This window comes from Pseudomonas sp. EYE_354 (assembly GCF_023148575.1).
Classification (GTDB): domain Bacteria; phylum Pseudomonadota; class Gammaproteobacteria; order Pseudomonadales; family Pseudomonadaceae; genus Aquipseudomonas.
In genome coordinates this window covers 110681-127288 of sequence record NZ_JAHXNQ010000009.1, presented here as the reverse complement: position 1 = coordinate 127288, position 16608 = coordinate 110681, and the positions used below count along the sequence as shown (strand labels likewise).

Below are 16608 nucleotides of genomic sequence, written 5' to 3'. Positions count from 1 at the left end.
CTTTTAACGACTTGATGGTGCGCAAAGCCTCGGTTTATGACGCTTTCAGCAGGTTTTCCACAGTGCCGTTGAAGTTGCCCCCAAAGTCTGTTGGTGCTTCTGTGGATAAGGTGTTCGCGCACAGCTGTAAGCCACGTCAACCGTGGGTTACGTGGGTTTGTTCAATAATTGATCAATCGTGCCGGAAACCGTGCAACTTGAATAAGTCACGGATTTTCTTCAGTTAATTGTGGGGGCGGGAAGCAGTTGCCCACAATTGCTGTGGGTGGCTCTGTGGATAAGTTGTTGGGCAACGGCTGGAGGGCAGGGTGATACAGGGTTGTCCGGGCTCTGGCTGTTTTTTGTACAGCCAAAACCCTGACAGTCGTAGCGTTACTCGTGAGCGGCGACGCCTTTGAGGTAAGGCGCGGGCGCTGCACCCAGGTTGCTGAGCATGCGCTCGCTGTACCAATCCACGAAGTTCACCACGCCGAACTCATACGTCTTGGAGTACGGGCCAGGCTGGTAGGCGGTGGAGTTGATGCCGCGCTGGTTCTCTTCGGCCAAGCGACGGTCCTGGTCGTTGGTGGCATCCCACACCTGGCGCATACGCTCCACGTCGTAGTCCACGCCTTCAACCGCGTCCTTGTGCACCAGCCACTTGGTGGTGACCATGGTTTCCTGGGCGCTGATCGGCCACACGGTGAACACAATGATGTGATCGCCCATGCAGTGGTTCCACGAGTGCGGCAGGTGCAGGATGCGCATCGAGCCCAGGTCCGGGTTCTTGATACGGCCCATGAGCTTGGCGCAACCTTGTTTGCCGTCCAGGGTCATCGACACGGTGCCTTTGAGCAGCGGCATGCGCACGATACGGTTACGCAGGCCGAAGCTGGCGTGGGCGTAAGGGATTTTTTCGGCATCCCAGGCAGCGGCGGAGGCGGCAACGTGGTCCTTGAACGCCTGATCGGCGCGTGGGTCGGTGACGTCGTCCCATTCCAGCAGGGTCTTCAACAGCTCCGGGTGCGACGCGTTGCAGTGGTAGCACTCACGGTTGTTTTCCAGCACCAGCTTCCAGTTGGCTTTTTCCATCAAGGTGGTTTGTACCGCCACCTTGGTGTTCTCCATGTCGTAGGGTTCCATGTAATGGTTCAGCGTCGACAGGAAATCGTCGATGGCCGGCGGGTTCTCGGCCAGGCTGATAAAGATGTAGCCGCCGGCGGTCTTCACGTTCACCGGCTTGAGGCCATACTGCTTCATGTCGAAGTCAGCGCCCATTTCGGTGCCGGCAAACAGCAGACGGCCGTCGAGCTCGTAGGTCCACTGGTGGTAGTGGCACACCAGCTTGGCGACTTTGCCTTTGTCGCTGGTGCACAAGCGCGAGCCACGGTGGCGGCACACGTTATGGAACGCATGCACCACGCCTTCGGCGCCACGGATCACGATGATCGGGTTCTTGCCCACTTGCAGGGTCAGGTAGTTGCCCTTGGTGGGGATCTCGCAGGTCATGCCGGCGATCAACCACTCTTTCTGGAAGATCTCCTGCATGTCGATATCAAACAGCCGTTCATCAGAGTAGAACGGCTGGGGCAGCGAAAAGGTGCGCTCGCGCTCTTGCAGCATTTGCGCGGTGGCCTTGCGTGCGGGTTCCAGCGGATCGCCCAAGCTTAAGGTTGCGGTGACGTCCATCGTATGTGTCCTCATGGCCATTCTGTGTGGCCGGCGAATAGTGGCTACGGTTGGTGCTATGCAAGGCGTAAAGAAAGCGTCTTTGTATGGAGCGAGTGTGGGGCCGACGGTGCGACGAACCTTATCCATGGGCGACATGGCCCAATCTGTTCCCGACGCGCAACCCCCTGTCGTTGGGGGCTGGTCGCGGTAAGTATGTGAATGTCGCAGATAGGTAAGTGGGTGGTTCTCGCGTTACGCAGAATCGCCACCATAAAGCCGAACATCGGCAGTGGAGAATCAGCATGTCCAATAGTTTCCTGAATCCAGTCACGACCCAGACCTGGGCCAATGGTCGGCACATCGTCCGTTGCGTCAAAGTCATCCAGGAAACCTGGGACGTGCGCACCTTTTGCTTCATGGCTGACCAGCCGATCCTGTTCTTTTTCAAGCCCGGGCAATTTGTCACCCTGGAGCTGGAAATCGAAGGCCAGCCGATCATGCGCTCGTACACCATTTCCAGCTCGCCTTCGGTGCCTTACAGCTTTTCTGTGACGATCAAGCGTGTGCCCGGCGGCAAAGTTTCCAACTGGCTGCACGACACTCTGCACGAAGGCCAGGAGTTGGCGGTGCACGGGCCGGTCGGGTTGTTCAACGCCATCGACTTCCCCAGCCCAAAGGTCCTGTACCTCAGCGGCGGCGTCGGCATCACGCCGGTGATGTCCATGGCGCGTTGGTTCTACGACACCAACGCCAATGTCGACATGACGTTTGTCCACAGCGCCCGCTCGCCCAAAGACATCATCTACCACCGCGAACTGGAGCATATGGCGTCGCGGATCGACAACTTCAGCCTGCACCTGATCTGCGAGAAGCATGGTCTGGGCGAGCCGTGGGCCGGGTATCGCGGTTACCTGAATCACAAGATGCTCGAATTGATGGTGCCCGACTTCCTTGAGCGCGAAGTGTTCTGCTGCGGTCCGACGCCGTACATGAGTGCAGTGAAGCGTCTGCTGGAAGCAGCGGGTTTCGATATGGCGCGCTATCACGAGGAGTCCTTCGGCGCCACGCCGCCGGAAGCGCGGGCCGACGCGGTGGAGCAAGCCGAGCAAGCGGCGGATGCGCCGGAAGTCGACCTGGCGGACCTGCATCAGGTGGAGTTCATTGCATCGGGCAAGAGCATTCGCGTGGCACCAGGCGAAACCGTGCATGCGGCGGCGGCCAAGCTGGGGCTGATGATTCCCAAAGCCTGCGGCATGGGCATCTGCGGGACGTGCAAGGTGATGAAGCTGGGCGGGGAGGTGGAAATGGAGCACAACGGCGGGATCACCGAGGAAGACGAAGCCGAGGGCTACATCCTGTCGTGCTGCAGCGTGCCGAAGGGTGATGTGCGTATCGAATTCTGACCACCGCTCGAAGCATCCATGTCCGAGTGCGATGCGACGCAGAGCGTCGCGGGCTGTATTCCCAGGCGGAGCGCGGGAACAATCTGTAGCCCACCGCTCGTTCCCATGCTCCGCGTGGGAATGCCTCCTGGGACGCTCCGCGTCCGGCTATCGGTGGCAATCGTCCATGTCCGTGTACGATGCGACGCAGAGCGTCGCGGGCTGTATTCCCACGCGGAGCGCGGGAACAATCTGTAGCCCACCGCTCGTTCCCATGCTCCGCGTGGGAATGCCTCCTGGGACGCTCCGCGTCCGGCGATCTTGGCAAGCATCCATTTCCATGTCCGGTGCAACGCAGAGCGTCGCGGGCTGTATTCCCACGCGGAGCATGGGAACAATCTGTAGCCCGCCACTCGTTCCCACGCTCCGCGTGGGAATGCCTCCTGGGACGCTCCGCGTCCGGCGATCGGTGGCAAGCGTCCATGTCCGTGTACGATGCAACGCAGAGCGTCGCGGGCTGTATTCCCACGCGGAGCATGGGAACAATCTGTAGGCCCGCCACTCGTTCCCATGCTCTGCGTGGGAACGCCCCCTGGGACGCTCCGCGTCCGGCGATCTTGGCAAGCATCCATTTCCATGTCCGGTGCAACGCAGAGCGTCGCGGGCTGTATTCCCACGCGGAGCATGGGAACAATCTGTAGCCCGCCGCTCGTTCCCACGCTCCGCGTGGGAATGCCTCTTGGGACGCTCCGCGTCCAGCTATCGGTGGCAATCGGCCATGTCCGAGTGCGGTGCGACGCAGAGCGTCGCTGGCTGTATTCCCACGCGGAGCGCGGGAACAATCTGTAGCCCACCGCTCGTTCCCACGCTCCGCGTGGGAATGCCTCTTGGGACGCTCCGCGTCCCGCCTCGGTGCAAGCGCTCATCAGAACCAGGGCTGAATCTCTATAAGCCCGTTCATTCCTGCATAGTTGCGCGCACTTGAGTACCGCCAGTGCTCGGCGAGATCTACATACCCTCGCTTGACCGGGTTGTGATGGATGTAATCAAGTTTTTGCCGCATGACGGCCTCGCTGTAGACCAGTTCGGCATGTGACCCTTCCTGCCAAAGTTGATAGGCACGATCTTTCTTGTGTGCGCGTTTGCTGAAACGCAAACGCTGCAAAACACGCTCTGCGCCCCTGGTCTGTAGGTCGTCAATGATGGTGCGGGCGGTGAAGGATTTGAATTGGCTGACACACTTGCCCAGGTCAGGTGCCTGGGCAACGAAATGCAAGTGGTTTTCGAGGATGACGTAGCCATAAAGGTTTAAGTCTGTGTGGCGTTGTTGATAACGCCAGCACTCCAGGAGATGTCCCACGATGTAATCGCGGGTAAACAGCGGGAGCCATTCCAGAACGGTACAGGTCAGAAAGTGCGGCTTTTCGGGCTCTGTGATGGCGTAGCGGCTTCTGCCCATGGGTAGGTCCCTGAATCGGGGGGAGGCTTGGACGCGGAGTGTCCTGGGAATGATCGGCGTCGGAGGTCATGAGTCTCCGAGGCGAGCGTTAACGGTTACTGGACGTAACTATGCACAACGAAGTGCTGGCCTGGTGCTGTCAGTTCAGAGGCTTTGTCGTAGATTCGCAGCGTCCTCGATGGCTGCGGATAGTGTCGTCGCTTTGCAGGGTGGTGCCGTTGCTTTGATATTCCATGGGTTTGGCTCTCTTCTGGATTTCCGTTTCCAGCCGACTGGTTCGGCAGGCGGTTATCCCGAAAGAAGGCCACTGCAGCGGCCTTTTCCTTTCGGGCTCCAAGAGGCTAGTCAATGAAAACACAGTGCGCTGCTGGCAGAAATATCAAATGACAGACTCGGCAATCCGCCAGTGTTCGCCAGGTTCAAGCGCCCATCACTTCCCGAATATCAGCCGCTAATTCTCTTACCCGCTCTTCCTCGGTATCCCACGCACACATAAACCGTGCCCCACCCTTACCGATGAAGGTGTAGAAGCGCCAGCCTTTGGCCGTCAGCGCCGCGATGGCCGGTTCTGACAGTTGCAGGAATACGCCGTTGGCCTGCACCGGGAACATCAATTCCACGCCGGGAATATCCGCCACCAGGCTGCTCAGCAGCTGTGCGCAGTGGTTGGCGTGGCGGGCGTGCTTGAGCCAGGCGTCGTTTTCCAGCAGGCCCACCCACGGAGCCGACAAAAAGCGCATTTTCGAGGCCAGCTGGCCAGCCTGTTTGCAGCGGTAATCGAAGTCTTCGGCCAGTTTATGGTTGAAGAACAGAATCGCCTCACCCACCGCCATGCCGTTCTTGGTGCCGCCAAAGCACAACACGTCGACACCGGCTTTCCAGGTCAGGTCGGCCGGCGAGCAGCCGAGGAACGCGCAGGCGTTGGAGAAGCGCGCGCCGTCCATGTGCAGGTTCAGGCCCAGTTCTTTGCAGGTGGCGCTGATCGCACGGATTTCTTCCGGGGTGTACACGCTGCCGACTTCAGTGGCCTGGGTCAGGGTCACTACGCGCGGCTTGGGGTAGTGGATGTCCTGGCGCTTGAGCGCGATCTCACGGATTGATTCGGGGGTCAGCTTGCCGTTTTCGGTGCGGGCGGTGAGCAGCTTGGAACCGTTGGAGAAAAACTCCGGCGCGCCGCATTCGTCGGTTTCAACGTGAGCGGTCTCCGAGCAAATCACGCTATGGTAGCTCTGGCACAAAGACGACAGCGCCAGTGAGTTGGCCGCCGTGCCGTTGAAGGCGAAGAACACTTCGCAGTCGGTTTCGAACAGGTTGCGGAAACCGTCGGCGGCGCGGTGGGTCCATTCGTCATCGCCATAGGCGCGCTGGTGGCCCTGGTTGGCTTGTTCCATGGCGGCCCAGGCTTCCGGACAGATGCCCGAATAGTTGTCGCTGGCGAATTGTTGGCTCTTGTCAGTCATGGCCCATTCCTGTGGTCGATGTTGGTGCGCACTTTAACCAAGATTGTGAGGGGCGCGCACGCGCTGTAAATGCAAAGTCAGTGGGGAATTATGCGCGGTACTGCAACGATGCCTGTCGGACGCGTCCGTGATGGCGCGCTGGATCTGCTCAAGTGGCTGGCGTTGCTGAGCATGCTGCTGGACCACCTGCGCTATGTCGGCTTGAACCTGGATGGCCTGTACGTACCGGGGCGCCTGGCGTTCCCATGGTTTTGCCTGGCGATTGCGGCAAACCTGCACCGCGCCAGGCACGCGGCCGTCAGCGGGCACTGGCGTTACCTGGGCTGGCTGCTGCTGTTCAGCGTGATCAGCGAAGTGCCGTATCGGTTGTTTATCGAGGATGCCGATACGTTGAATGTATTGCCAACCTTGGCGCTGGGGCTGCTGGTTGCGCGAGGCTGGCAGCAAAAAGCGTTGATTGATCGGGGATTGGCGTTAATCGCCGTAGTGACGGGCGCCGTATTTTCGGCCCAACTGATGTTCGGATTTTTCGGTGTATTGCTGCCGTTGGCCCTGCTGCTGGTGTTCAGTCGGCCGTGGTATTTCAGTGTGTTGCCTGGAGGGGTCTGTGTGGCCGCCAACCAATGGCAAATCCTGCTCAATAGCGGCACGCCTGTGGCGCTGTTGGGGTTGGGTGCGTGCCTGATCGCGCCATTGGCGGGATTGGTCTTATTGCGACACGCCAAAAATGTCTCGCCACCGCCGATGCGCCGCTGGGCGTATGCCTTATACCCACTGCATTTCATCCTGCTGCTGCTGGTCCGCCGAATCATCGCCTGACCCCGGCCACATTTATTTCGCATCTCTCAACCAATGTCGTAAACGCACCTTTGCGTGGCGTGCGCAGGCATTTGATCTACCAGCGCCAGCCCTACCATCGCATCAAAGGGCCCTGCGACGGGCCTCAACAATACGAAAGGCTGGGAGAGACGCGATGTTCAGCAAGAAAGACCAGATCCAGGGTTATGACGATGCACTGCTGGCGGCGATGAATGCCGAGGAGCAGCGTCAGGAAGATCATATCGAGCTGATCGCGTCAGAGAACTACACCAGCAAACGTGTGATGGAAGCGCAAGGCAGCGGCCTCACCAACAAATACGCCGAAGGTTACCCAGGCAAGCGCTACTACGGCGGTTGCGAGCACGTGGACAAGGTTGAAGCCCTGGCCATCGAACGCGCCAAGCAGCTGTTCGGCGCCGATTACGCCAACGTGCAACCGCACTCCGGTTCGTCCGCCAACAGCGCGGTGTACCTGGCGCTGATCAACGCAGGCGACACCATCCTGGGCATGAGCCTGGCCCACGGCGGTCACCTGACCCACGGCGCCAAAGTGTCGTCCTCGGGCAAGCTGTACAACGCGGTGCAATACGGCATCAACACCGACACCGGCCTGATCGACTACGACGAAGTCGAGCGCCTGGCCGTTGAGCACAAGCCGAAGATGGTTGTGGCCGGTTTTTCCGCCTATTCCAAGACCCTGGATTTTCCGCGTTTTCGCGCAATCGCAGACAAGGTGGGCGCGCTGCTGTTCGTCGACATGGCCCACGTCGCCGGTCTGGTGGCTGCCGGTCTGTACCCGAACCCGCTGCCGTACGCCGATGTGGTCACCACCACCACCCACAAGACCCTGCGCGGTCCACGTGGCGGGCTGATCCTGGCCAAGGCCAACGAAGCCATTGAAAAGAAACTCAACGCCGCCGTATTCCCTGGCGCCCAGGGCGGCCCGCTGATGCACGTCATCGCCGGCAAGGCGGTGTGCTTCAAGGAAGCGCTGGAGCCGGGTTTCAAGGCGTATCAGCAACAGGTGATCGATAACGCCCAGGCGATGGCCAGCGTATTTATCAAACGCGGCTACGATGTAGTGTCCGGCGGCACCGATAACCACCTGTTCCTGGTCAGCCTGATCCGTCAGGGCCTGACCGGCAAAGAGGCGGACGCTGCGCTGGGGCGCGCCCACATCACCGTCAACAAGAACGCCGTGCCGAATGACCCGCAGTCGCCATTCGTGACCTCGGGCCTGCGCATCGGCACCCCAGCGGTGACCACGCGTGGTTTCAAAGTACCGCAGTGCATCGAACTGGCCGGCTGGATCTGCGACATCCTCGACAACCTCGGCGACGCCGATGTGGAGGCCAACGTCGCCAAGCATGTGTCTGCCCTGTGCGCTGATTTCCCGGTTTATCGCTGAGTGCGGTTTTTGGAGTAATGACTATGCAACGCTACTCGGGCTTCGGCCTCTTCAAGCACTCCCTCAGCCATCACGAAAACTGGCAGAAGATGTGGCGCACGCCGACCCCGAAAAAGGTCTACGACGTGGTCATCGTCGGCGGTGGCGGGCATGGTCTGGCGACGGCTTACTACTTGGCCAAAGAACATGGCATCACCAATGTGGCCGTGGTCGAGAAGGGCTGGCTGGGCGGCGGTAACACCGCGCGCAACACCACCATCGTGCGATCCAACTACCTGTGGGATGAGTCGGCGCACCTGTATGAACACGCGATGAAGCTGTGGGAAGGCCTGTCCCAGGACCTCAACTACAACGTGATGTTCTCCCAGCGTGGCGTGTACAACCTGTGCCACACCCTGCAAGACATCCGTGATTCCGAGCGTCGCGTGAGTGCCAACCGCCTCAACGGCGTGGATGGCGAGCTGCTCAACGCCAAGCAAGTGGCCGACGAGATTCCGTACCTGGACTGCTCGAAGAACACCCGCTACCCGGTGCTCGGCGCCACCGTGCAACGTCGCGGCGGCGTGGCCCGTCACGATGCCGTGGCCTGGGGCTTTGCCCGCGCCGCCGACGCCCTCGGTGTGGACTTGATCCAGCAGACCGAAGTGATCGGCTTCCGCAAGGAAAACGGCGTGTGCATCGGCGTGGAAACCAACAAAGGCTTCATCGGCGCCAAGCGCGTCGGTGTGGTCACGGCCGGTAACTCCGGGCACATGGCATCGCTGGCGGGCTTCCGCCTGCCGATCGAATCCCACCCGCTGCAGGCGTTGGTCTCGGAACCGATCAAGCCAATTATCGACAGTGTGATCATGTCCAACGCCGTGCACGGTTACATCAGCCAGTCCGACAAGGGCGACCTGGTGATCGGCGCCGGTATCGACGGCTACAACGGCTACGGCCAGCGCGGTTCGTACCCGGTGATCGAGCACACCATCCAGGCCATCGTCGAGATGTTCCCCGTGCTGTCGCGCGTGCGCATGAACCGTCAGTGGGGCGGCATCGTCGACACCACGCCGGACGCGTGCCCGATCATCTCCAAGACCCCGGTGCCGAACATGTTCTTCAACTGCGGTTGGGGTACCGGTGGCTTCAAGGCCACCCCAGGTTCAGGCAACGTATTTGCCGCGAGCCTCGCCAAGGGTGAAATGCACCCATTGGCTGCACCTTTCTCCATCGACCGTTTCCACAACGGTGCGTTGATCGACGAACACGGCGCTGCGGCTGTCGCCCACTAACAGGAGAAATTCCTATGTTGCATATCTTCTGTCCTCACTGTGGCGAACTGCGCTCCGAAGAGGAATTCCACGCGTCCGGCCAAGCGCATATCCCGCGCCCGCTGGACCCGAATGCCTGCACCGACGAGCAGTGGGGCGACTACATGTTTTTCCGCGATAACCCGCGCGGCCTGCATCACGAGCTGTGGATTCATGCCGCCGGTTGCCGTCAGTATTTCAACGCCACCCGCGACACTGTGACCTACGAAATTCTTGAAACTTACAAGATCGGTGAGAAGCCTCAGTTCACCGCCAAGGCCTCTGGAGAGAAGGTATGAGCCAGATCAATCGCCTGTCCAACGGTGGCCGGATCGACCGTAATAAAGTCCTGACCTTCAGCTTCAACGGCCAGAGCTACAAGGGTTTTGAAGGCGACACCCTGGCCGCAGCCCTGCTGGCCAACGGCGTCGACATCATTGGCCGCAGCTTCAAATATTCGCGCCCACGCGGCATCTTCGCCGCCGGTGCCGAAGAGCCGAACGCTGTGCTGCAGATCGGCGCCACCGAAGCCACCCAGATCCCCAACGTGCGCGCCACGCAACAGGCGCTGTACCAAGGCCTGGTCGCCACCAGCACCAATGGCTGGCCGAGCGTCAACAACGACATGATGGGGATTCTCGGCAAGGTCGGCGGCAAGCTTATGCCGCCGGGCTTCTACTACAAAACTTTCATGTACCCGCAATCGTTCTGGATGACGTACGAGAAGTACATCCGTAAGGCCGCAGGCCTGGGCCGCTCGCCGACCGAGAACGACCCGGACACCTATGACAACTTCAACCGTCACTGCGACGTGCTGGTGGTGGGCGCAGGCCCTGCCGGCCTGGCGGCGGCATTGGCGGCTGCGCGCAGCGGAGCCCGTGTGATCATCGCCGATGAGCAGGAAGAGTTCGGCGGTTCGCTGCTCGATTCCCGCGAAAGCCTCGACGGCAAACCGGCGACCGAGTGGGTCGCCAGCGTCATCGCCGAATTGAAAAGCCTGCCGGACGTGGTGCTGCTGCCTCGCGCCACCGTTAACGGCTATCACGACCATAACTTCCTGACCATTCACGAGCGTCTCACCGATCACCTCGGTGACCGTGCGCCGATCGGTGTGGTGCGTCAGCGTATCCACCGTGTGCGCGCCAAGCGTGTGGTGCTGGCCACCGGTGCGTGCGAGCGTCCGCTGGTGTACGGCAACAACGATGTGCCGGGCAACATGCTGGCCGGTGCGGTTTCCACCTACGTGCGCCGTTATGGCGTGGCGCCGGGCAAGAAGCTGGTGCTGTCGACCAACAACGATCACGCCTACCGCGTTGCGCTGGACTGGTTCGATGCCGGTCTGCAGGTGGTGGCCGTGGCCGACGTACGTCACAACCCGCGCGGCGCGCTGGTGGAAGAAGCCCGTGCCAAAGGCATTCGTATCCTCACTGGCAGCGCCGTGGTCGAGGCCCGTGGCAGCAAGCACGTGACGGCCGCCCGCGTGGCCGCGATCGATGTCAAAGCGCACAAAGTCACCAGCCCCGGCGAATGGCTGGACTGCGACCTGGTGGCCAGTTCCGGCGGCTACAGCCCGGTGGTTCACTTGGCCTCGCACTTGGGTGGCAAGCCGATTTGGCGTGAAGACATCCTCGGTTTCGTGCCGGGTGAAGCGCCGCAGAAACGCGTGTGCGTCGGGGGTATCAACGGTGTCTACGGCCTTGGCGATTCCCTGGCCGATGGTTTCGAAGGCGGCGTGCGCGCAGCCAGCGAAGCCGGTTTTGCCCCGGTGGAAGGCACCTTGCCAAAGGCCTTGAGCCGTCTGGAAGAGCCTACGCTGGCGATCTACCAGGTGCCGCACGACAAGCCGACTGCACGGGCGCCGAAGCAATTCGTCGACCTGCAGAACGACGTCACCGCTGCCGCCATCGAACTGGCGACCCGCGAAGGTTTTGAGTCGGTTGAACACGTCAAACGCTACACCGCGCTGGGTTTTGGTACCGACCAGGGCAAGCTGGGCAACGTCAACGGCCTGGCCATTGCCGCCCGCTCCCTGAACGTGACCATCCCGCAGATGGGCACCACCATGTTCCGTCCCAACTACACGCCGGTGACCTTCGGTGCGGTGGCGGGCCGTCACTGTGGGCACATCTTCGAACCGGTACGCTACACCGCGCTGCACGCCTGGCACGTCAAGAACGGCGCCGAGTTTGAAGACGTCGGCCAGTGGAAACGTCCGTGGTACTTCCCTCGTAACGGTGAAGACCTGCACGCCGCCGTCAAACGCGAGTGCCTGGCGGTGCGTGACAGCGTCGGCCTGCTGGATGCGTCCACCCTCGGCAAGATCGACATTCAAGGCCCGGATGCCCGCGAGTTCCTCAACCGCATCTACACCAACGCCTGGACCAAGCTCGATGTGGGCAAGGCGCGTTACGGCCTGATGTGCAAGGAAGACGGCATGGTCTTCGACGACGGCGTAACCGCCTGTCTGGCCGATAACCACTTCCTGATGACCACCACCACCGGCGGCGCGGCTCGCGTTCTGCAGTGGCTGGAAATCTACCAACAGACCGAATGGCCAGACCTCAAGGTGTACTTCACCTCGGTCACCGACCACTGGGCCACCATGACCCTGTCCGGCCCCAACAGCCGCAAGCTGCTGAGTGAGGTCACCGACATCGACCTGGACAAGGACGGCTTCCCGTTCATGACCTGGAAAGAAGGCCTGGTGGGCGGGGTGCCGGCGCGGGTGTTCCGGATTTCGTTTACCGGTGAGCTGTCGTACGAAGTCAACGTGCAGGCGGACTACGCAATGGGCGTGCTGGAAAAAATCGTCGAGGCCGGCAAACAGTACAACCTGACCCCGTACGGCACCGAAACCATGCACGTGCTGCGGGCCGAGAAGGGCTTCATCATCGTCGGCCAGGACACCGACGGCTCGATGACCCCGGACGACCTGAACATGGGCTGGTGCGTAGGCCGTACCAAGCCGTTCTCATGGATCGGCTGGCGCGGGATGAACCGTGAAGATTGCGTGCGCGAAGAGCGTAAGCAACTGGTGGGCCTCAAGCCGGTCGATCCAAACGTGTGGCTGCCCGAGGGCGCGCAGTTGGTGTTCGATCCGAAGCAAACGATCCCGATGAAGATGGTCGGTCACGTCACCTCAAGTTATGCGCACAACTCCCTGGGCTACTCGTTTGCCATGGGCGTGGTCAAAGGCGGCTTGAAGCGCATCGGCGAGCGGGTGTTCTCACCGCAGGCCGACGGCAGTGTGATCGAGGCCGAGATTGTGTCTTCGGTGTTCTTCGATCCAAAGGGTGATCGCCAGAACATCTGATGGACCGAGTCGCCTGCATCCGGGGCTTGCCCCCGATGCAGGCCAGAACAGTCACCCCAGAATTCAGAACAGGTGCTCCATGACAGCAGCCAACGTATACCAACAACGCCCAACCACCGGGGCCAAGGCCGAGTCGTCGCTGCATCATGCCGACCTCGCCAGCCTGGTCGGCAAGGGTCGCAAGACCGCCGGCGTCACTGTGCGCGAAAAGAAACTCCTCGGCCACCTGACCATTCGTGGCGATGGCCACGATGCAGCGTTCGCCGCCGGCGTGCACAAGGCCCTGGGCATCGAGCTGCCCGGCGCTCTGACCGTCATCGTCAAGGGTGAAACCAGCCTGCAATGGCTCGGCCCGGATGAGTGGCTGTTAATCGTGCCGAGTGGTGAAGAGTTCGCCGCCGAGCAGAACCTGCGTGCCGCCCTGGGTGACTTGCACATCCAGATCGTCAACGTCAGTGGCGGCCAGCAGATCCTCGAACTCAGCGGCCCGAACGTGCGTGACGTGCTGATGAAGTCCACCAGCTACGACGTCCACCCCAACAACTTCCCGGTGGGCAAGGCGGTGGGCACGGTGTTCGCCAAATCGCAACTGGTGATCCGCCACACCGCCGAAGACACGTGGGAGCTGTTGATCCGTCGCAGCTTCTCGGATTACTGGTGGTTGTGGTTGCAGGACGCTTCGGCCGAGTTCGGTCTGAGTGTCGTCGCACAATGATCGTTCCCACGCTCGGCGTGGGAATGCATTCCGGGACGCTCGGCGTCCCAAGAGCGGACGCAGAGCGTCCATGGCGGCATGCCCACGCAGAGCGTGGGAACGATCAGCCTGAGGAGTGACCCATGAGCCGCGCACCTGATACATGGATTTTGACTGCCGACTGCCCCAGCGTGCTCGGCACGGTGGATGCGGTCACCCGCTACCTGTTCGAGCAGGGTTGCTACGTCACCGAACACCATTCGTTCGACGACCGCCTCTCCGGCCGGTTTTTCATTCGGGTGGAATTCCGTCAGCCCGATGGCTTTGACGAGCAGGCTTTCCGCGATGGCCTGGCCGCGCGCGGCGAGGCCTTTGGGATGATCTTCGAGCTGACGGCGCCGAACTACCGGCCAAAAGTGGTGATCATGGTCTCCAAGGCCGATCACTGCCTGAATGACCTGCTGTACCGTCAGCGCATCGGCCAGCTATCGATGGACGTGGTCGCGGTGGTGTCCAACCACCCCGATCTGAAACCTTTGGCCGACTGGCACCAGATTCCCTACTACCATTTCCCCCTCGACCCTAACGACAAACCGTCCCAGGAGCGTCAAGTGTGGCAAGTGGTGGAAGACACCGGTGCGGAACTGGTGATCCTTGCGCGTTACATGCAAGTGCTGTCGCCGGAGCTGTGCCGCAAGCTCGACGGCAAGGCCATCAATATTCACCACTCGTTGCTGCCGGGGTTCAAGGGCGCCAAGCCCTATCACCAGGCCTACAACAAGGGGGTGAAACTGGTGGGCGCCACGGCGCACTACATCAACAACGACTTGGATGAAGGCCCGATCATCGCCCAAGGCGTGGAAGTGGTGGATCACAGCCACTATCCCGAGGACTTGATTGCCAAGGGGCGGGATATCGAAGGGCTGACATTGGCGCGTGCGGTGGGCTATCACATTGAGCGGCGGGTGTTTCTGAACGCCAATCGCACCGTCGTTCTTTAGATCGCTATCGCCGGCAAGCCAGCCCCCACATGTGCAATGCATGGCTCTGTGGGAACCGGACGGCCCGCGATGAGGCGATCAGCAGCAACACAAGAAACAGCATCTGTACCCGAGCACTTAACGCGCTGCCTGCCTGGGCGACGCGGTTCCATAAAAACAACAGCGAGGTGAAAGCATGTCTGGTAATCGTGGTGTCGTGTATCTCGGCAACGGCAAGGTCGAAGTACAGAAAATCGACTATCCCAAAATGCAGGACCCCCGTGGCAGGAAGATCGAGCACGGCGTCATCCTGCGCGTGGTCTCCACCAACATCTGCGGCTCCGACCAACACATGGTGCGCGGCCGCACCACTGCCCAGACCGGCCTGGTGCTCGGTCACGAGATCACTGGTGAAGTGATCGAGAAGGGCAGCGACGTCGAAAACCTGAAGATCGGCGATCTGGTGTCTGTTCCCTTCAACGTCGCGTGCGGCCGCTGCCGCTCGTGCAAAGAGCAACACACCGGCGTATGCCTGACCGTCAACCCGGCCCGTGCCGGTGGCGCCTACGGCTATGTCGACATGGGCGACTGGACCGGCGGCCAGGCCGAATACGTGCTGGTACCGTACGCCGACTTCAACCTGCTCAAACTGCCGGACCGCGACAAGGCCATGGAGAAAATCCGTGACCTGACCTGCCTCTCCGACATTCTCCCAACCGGCTATCACGGCGCCGTCACCGCCGGCGTTGGCCCTGGCAGCACCGTATACATCGCAGGTGCCGGCCCGGTCGGCCTGGCCGCTGCCGCGTCAGCACGTTTGCTGGGCGCAGCCGTGGTGATCATCGGCGACGTCAACTCCATCCGCTTGGCCCACGCCAAGGCGCAAGGGTTTGAAATCGTCGACCTGTCCACCGACACTCCGCTGCACGAACAAATCGCCGCACTGCTCGGCGAGCCGGAAGTGGATTGCGCGGTTGACTGCGTAGGGTTTGAAGCACGCGGCCACGGCCACGATGGCGTCAAGGCCGAAGCGCCGGCCACCGTGCTCAACTCGCTGATGGGTGTTGTGCGCGTCGCCGGCAAAATCGGTATCCCCGGCCTGTACGTGACCGAAGACCCAGGTGCCGTCGATGCGGCGGCAAAAATGGGCAGCCTGAGCATCCGTTTCGGCCTGGGCTGGGCCAAATCCCACAGCTTCCACACCGGGCAGACCCCAGTGATGAAGTACAACCGCCAACTGATGCAGGCGATCATGTGGGACCGTATCAACATTGCCGAAATCGTCGGTGTGCAGGTCATCAGCCTGGACGACGCGCCACGTGGCTATGGCGAGTTCGATGCGGGCGTGCCGAAGAAGTTTGTAATTGATCCGCATAAGTTGTTCAGCGCGGCGTAAGCGCCGGGCAAATGAAAAGGGCGACCTGCGGGTCGTCCTTTTATTGGTCGTTTATTAGAAACCAACTGATGATCAAACCTGCAACGGCGAGGACGGTGACGATTGTCGGTATGACCATCCAGTACTTAAGGTGCCGGGGAATTTTTTCAACGTCCTCAACCAGTACCAAATGCCTCCATTGACATATCTTTGGAATCAGAATGATGAGCGCCATGGCAAATACGCGTGCCGGTCTGCCTTCAAAAGGTCCCCGCCGCACAATATTTCTATTCACGGCGATAAAGGTGCTGTACTTCACATAATGTTCTGCTGCATCTAGCTTTTTGAACATGGCAGAAAATACGATCGGAAAGCTCAGTAGCAAGAGAAGGCTTGAGCCCAACACAAAATATTCCGAGTACATTCAATCCTCCGCCGTCTTGTAGAGAAATTTACCTACAAATTCCCCTGTAGCGCTTCCAACCTTGCCTAAGGCTAATCCACCTGCGGCACCGCCTACGACTGCACATGCCAATGCGCCAGCGCCCGCTGTCGGGATGCCAAACACAATCATGCAGGCGGAGATACCGATGGGGATCCCAATCGATCCACCCACGGATGCACCACCAGCGCTAAACACCAACTTGGAACCTTCAACGTACTTTGCCTGAGTACATGCTTGCTCGCGTCCGGTAGAGCATGCCTCGGCTATCTCCAGCGTGGTCGCCCCACTATCCAGAGCAATTCCAATATAAGTGCCTTTCTTCAACATTTCT

14 protein-coding genes are annotated in these 16608 nt (G+C 60.6%); 9 read left to right on the top strand and 5 right to left on the bottom strand.

The genetic code is table 11. The features are described 5' to 3' along the window. Positions 1-372: 372 nt before the first annotated feature. The gene (gbcA, locus tag KZX66_RS14505) at positions 373-1668 is read right to left on the bottom strand and encodes an aromatic ring-hydroxylating dioxygenase subunit alpha (protein WP_248080396.1); all 1296 of its coding nucleotides are present in this window, start codon (positions 1666-1668) and stop codon (positions 373-375) included. A gap of 284 nt (positions 1669-1952) precedes the next feature. Between gbcA and gbcB the strand changes: the two genes are divergently transcribed. Then, positions 1953-3053, top strand: a complete 1101-nt coding sequence (gene gbcB / locus KZX66_RS14500) for a hybrid-cluster NAD(P)-dependent oxidoreductase (RefSeq protein ID WP_248080394.1) — start codon at positions 1953-1955, stop codon at positions 3051-3053. A 904-nt stretch (positions 3054-3957) separates the two neighbouring features. Here gbcB and KZX66_RS14495 read toward each other — a convergent pair. Beyond that, complete coding sequence (locus tag KZX66_RS14495) at positions 3958-4491, bottom strand: transposase (protein WP_248080392.1); 534 nt, start codon at positions 4489-4491, stop codon at positions 3958-3960. Between the two features lie 419 nt (positions 4492-4910). Then, positions 4911-5951, bottom strand: a complete 1041-nt coding sequence (locus KZX66_RS14490) for a low specificity L-threonine aldolase (RefSeq protein ID WP_017738442.1) — start codon at positions 5949-5951, stop codon at positions 4911-4913. Positions 5952-6041: 90 nt separating this feature from the next. Between KZX66_RS14490 and KZX66_RS14485 the strand changes: the two genes are divergently transcribed. From KZX66_RS14485 to fdhA, 8 genes are all read left to right on the top strand, one after another. Continuing rightward, positions 6042-6770 (top strand): TraX family protein, encoded by a 729-nt coding sequence (locus KZX66_RS14485; RefSeq protein ID WP_248080391.1) that lies wholly within the window; start codon positions 6042-6044, stop codon positions 6768-6770. A 154-nt stretch (positions 6771-6924) separates the two neighbouring features. Then, positions 6925-8178 carry a serine hydroxymethyltransferase gene (gene glyA / locus KZX66_RS14480; RefSeq protein WP_248080390.1) on the top strand — a complete coding sequence of 418 codons (1254 nt, stop codon included), beginning with the start codon at positions 6925-6927 and terminating at the stop codon, positions 8176-8178. A 23-nt stretch (positions 8179-8201) separates the two neighbouring features. Continuing rightward, positions 8202-9452 carry a sarcosine oxidase subunit beta gene (locus tag KZX66_RS14475; protein ID WP_010207084.1) on the top strand — a complete coding sequence of 417 codons (1251 nt, stop codon included), beginning with the start codon at positions 8202-8204 and terminating at the stop codon, positions 9450-9452. Between the two features lie 14 nt (positions 9453-9466). After that, positions 9467-9769 (top strand): sarcosine oxidase subunit delta, encoded by a 303-nt coding sequence (locus KZX66_RS14470; RefSeq protein WP_003194855.1) that lies wholly within the window; start codon positions 9467-9469, stop codon positions 9767-9769. Then, entirely contained in the window at positions 9766-12783 is a 3018-nt protein-coding gene (locus KZX66_RS14465) for a sarcosine oxidase subunit alpha (protein ID WP_248080389.1), read from the top strand. Before KZX66_RS14470 ends, KZX66_RS14465 begins: the two co-directional genes overlap by 4 nt. Before the next feature lie 79 nt (positions 12784-12862). After that, a complete protein-coding gene (soxG, locus tag KZX66_RS14460) occupies positions 12863-13498 on the top strand; it encodes a sarcosine oxidase subunit gamma family protein (protein WP_248080388.1) in 636 nt (211 codons plus the stop codon). Positions 13499-13620: 122 nt separating this feature from the next. Continuing rightward, positions 13621-14478, top strand: coding sequence for a formyltetrahydrofolate deformylase (purU, locus tag KZX66_RS14455; RefSeq protein ID WP_034101145.1), 858 nt, complete (start codon positions 13621-13623; stop codon positions 14476-14478). Between the two features lie 175 nt (positions 14479-14653). Then, on the top strand, positions 14654-15853 hold the full coding sequence (gene fdhA, locus KZX66_RS14450; protein ID WP_005792122.1) for a formaldehyde dehydrogenase, glutathione-independent: 1200 nt from the start codon (positions 14654-14656) through the stop codon (positions 15851-15853). Positions 15854-15893: 40 nt separating this feature from the next. Here the strand turns inward: fdhA and KZX66_RS14445 are convergent, their stop codons facing one another. Continuing rightward, positions 15894-16256, bottom strand: coding sequence for a hypothetical protein (locus tag KZX66_RS14445; protein WP_248080387.1), 363 nt, complete (start codon positions 16254-16256; stop codon positions 15894-15896). Continuing rightward, entirely contained in the window at positions 16257-16604 is a 348-nt protein-coding gene (locus tag KZX66_RS14440; protein WP_248080385.1) for a hypothetical protein, read from the bottom strand. Between the last annotated feature and the right edge of the window lie 4 nt (positions 16605-16608).

Bases quoted from the DNA above. Each gene is read 5' to 3' on its own strand.
- purU (WP_034101145.1), top strand. From the start codon at position 13,621: ATGAGCCGCGCACCTGATACATGGATTTTGACTGCCGACTGCCCCAGC.
- KZX66_RS14495 (WP_248080392.1), bottom strand. From the start codon at position 4,491: ATGGGCAGAAGCCGCTACGCCATCACAGAGCCCGAAAAGCCGCACTTT.
- KZX66_RS14490 (WP_017738442.1), bottom strand. From the start codon at position 5,951: ATGACTGACAAGAGCCAACAATTCGCCAGCGACAACTATTCGGGCATC.
- KZX66_RS14485 (WP_248080391.1), top strand. From the start codon at position 6,042: ATGCGCGGTACTGCAACGATGCCTGTCGGACGCGTCCGTGATGGCGCG.
- KZX66_RS14445 (WP_248080387.1), bottom strand. From the start codon at position 16,256: ATGTACTCGGAATATTTTGTGTTGGGCTCAAGCCTTCTCTTGCTACTG.
- KZX66_RS14470 (WP_003194855.1), top strand. From the start codon at position 9,467: ATGTTGCATATCTTCTGTCCTCACTGTGGCGAACTGCGCTCCGAAGAG.
- KZX66_RS14465 (WP_248080389.1), top strand. From the start codon at position 9,766: ATGAGCCAGATCAATCGCCTGTCCAACGGTGGCCGGATCGACCGTAAT.
- fdhA (WP_005792122.1), top strand. From the start codon at position 14,654: ATGTCTGGTAATCGTGGTGTCGTGTATCTCGGCAACGGCAAGGTCGAA.
- soxG (WP_248080388.1), top strand. From the start codon at position 12,863: ATGACAGCAGCCAACGTATACCAACAACGCCCAACCACCGGGGCCAAG.
- gbcA (WP_248080396.1), bottom strand. From the start codon at position 1,668: ATGGACGTCACCGCAACCTTAAGCTTGGGCGATCCGCTGGAACCCGCA.
- KZX66_RS14475 (WP_010207084.1), top strand. From the start codon at position 8,202: ATGCAACGCTACTCGGGCTTCGGCCTCTTCAAGCACTCCCTCAGCCAT.
- KZX66_RS14440 (WP_248080385.1), bottom strand. From the start codon at position 16,604: ATGTTGAAGAAAGGCACTTATATTGGAATTGCTCTGGATAGTGGGGCG.
- glyA (WP_248080390.1), top strand. From the start codon at position 6,925: ATGTTCAGCAAGAAAGACCAGATCCAGGGTTATGACGATGCACTGCTG.
- gbcB (WP_248080394.1), top strand. From the start codon at position 1,953: ATGTCCAATAGTTTCCTGAATCCAGTCACGACCCAGACCTGGGCCAAT.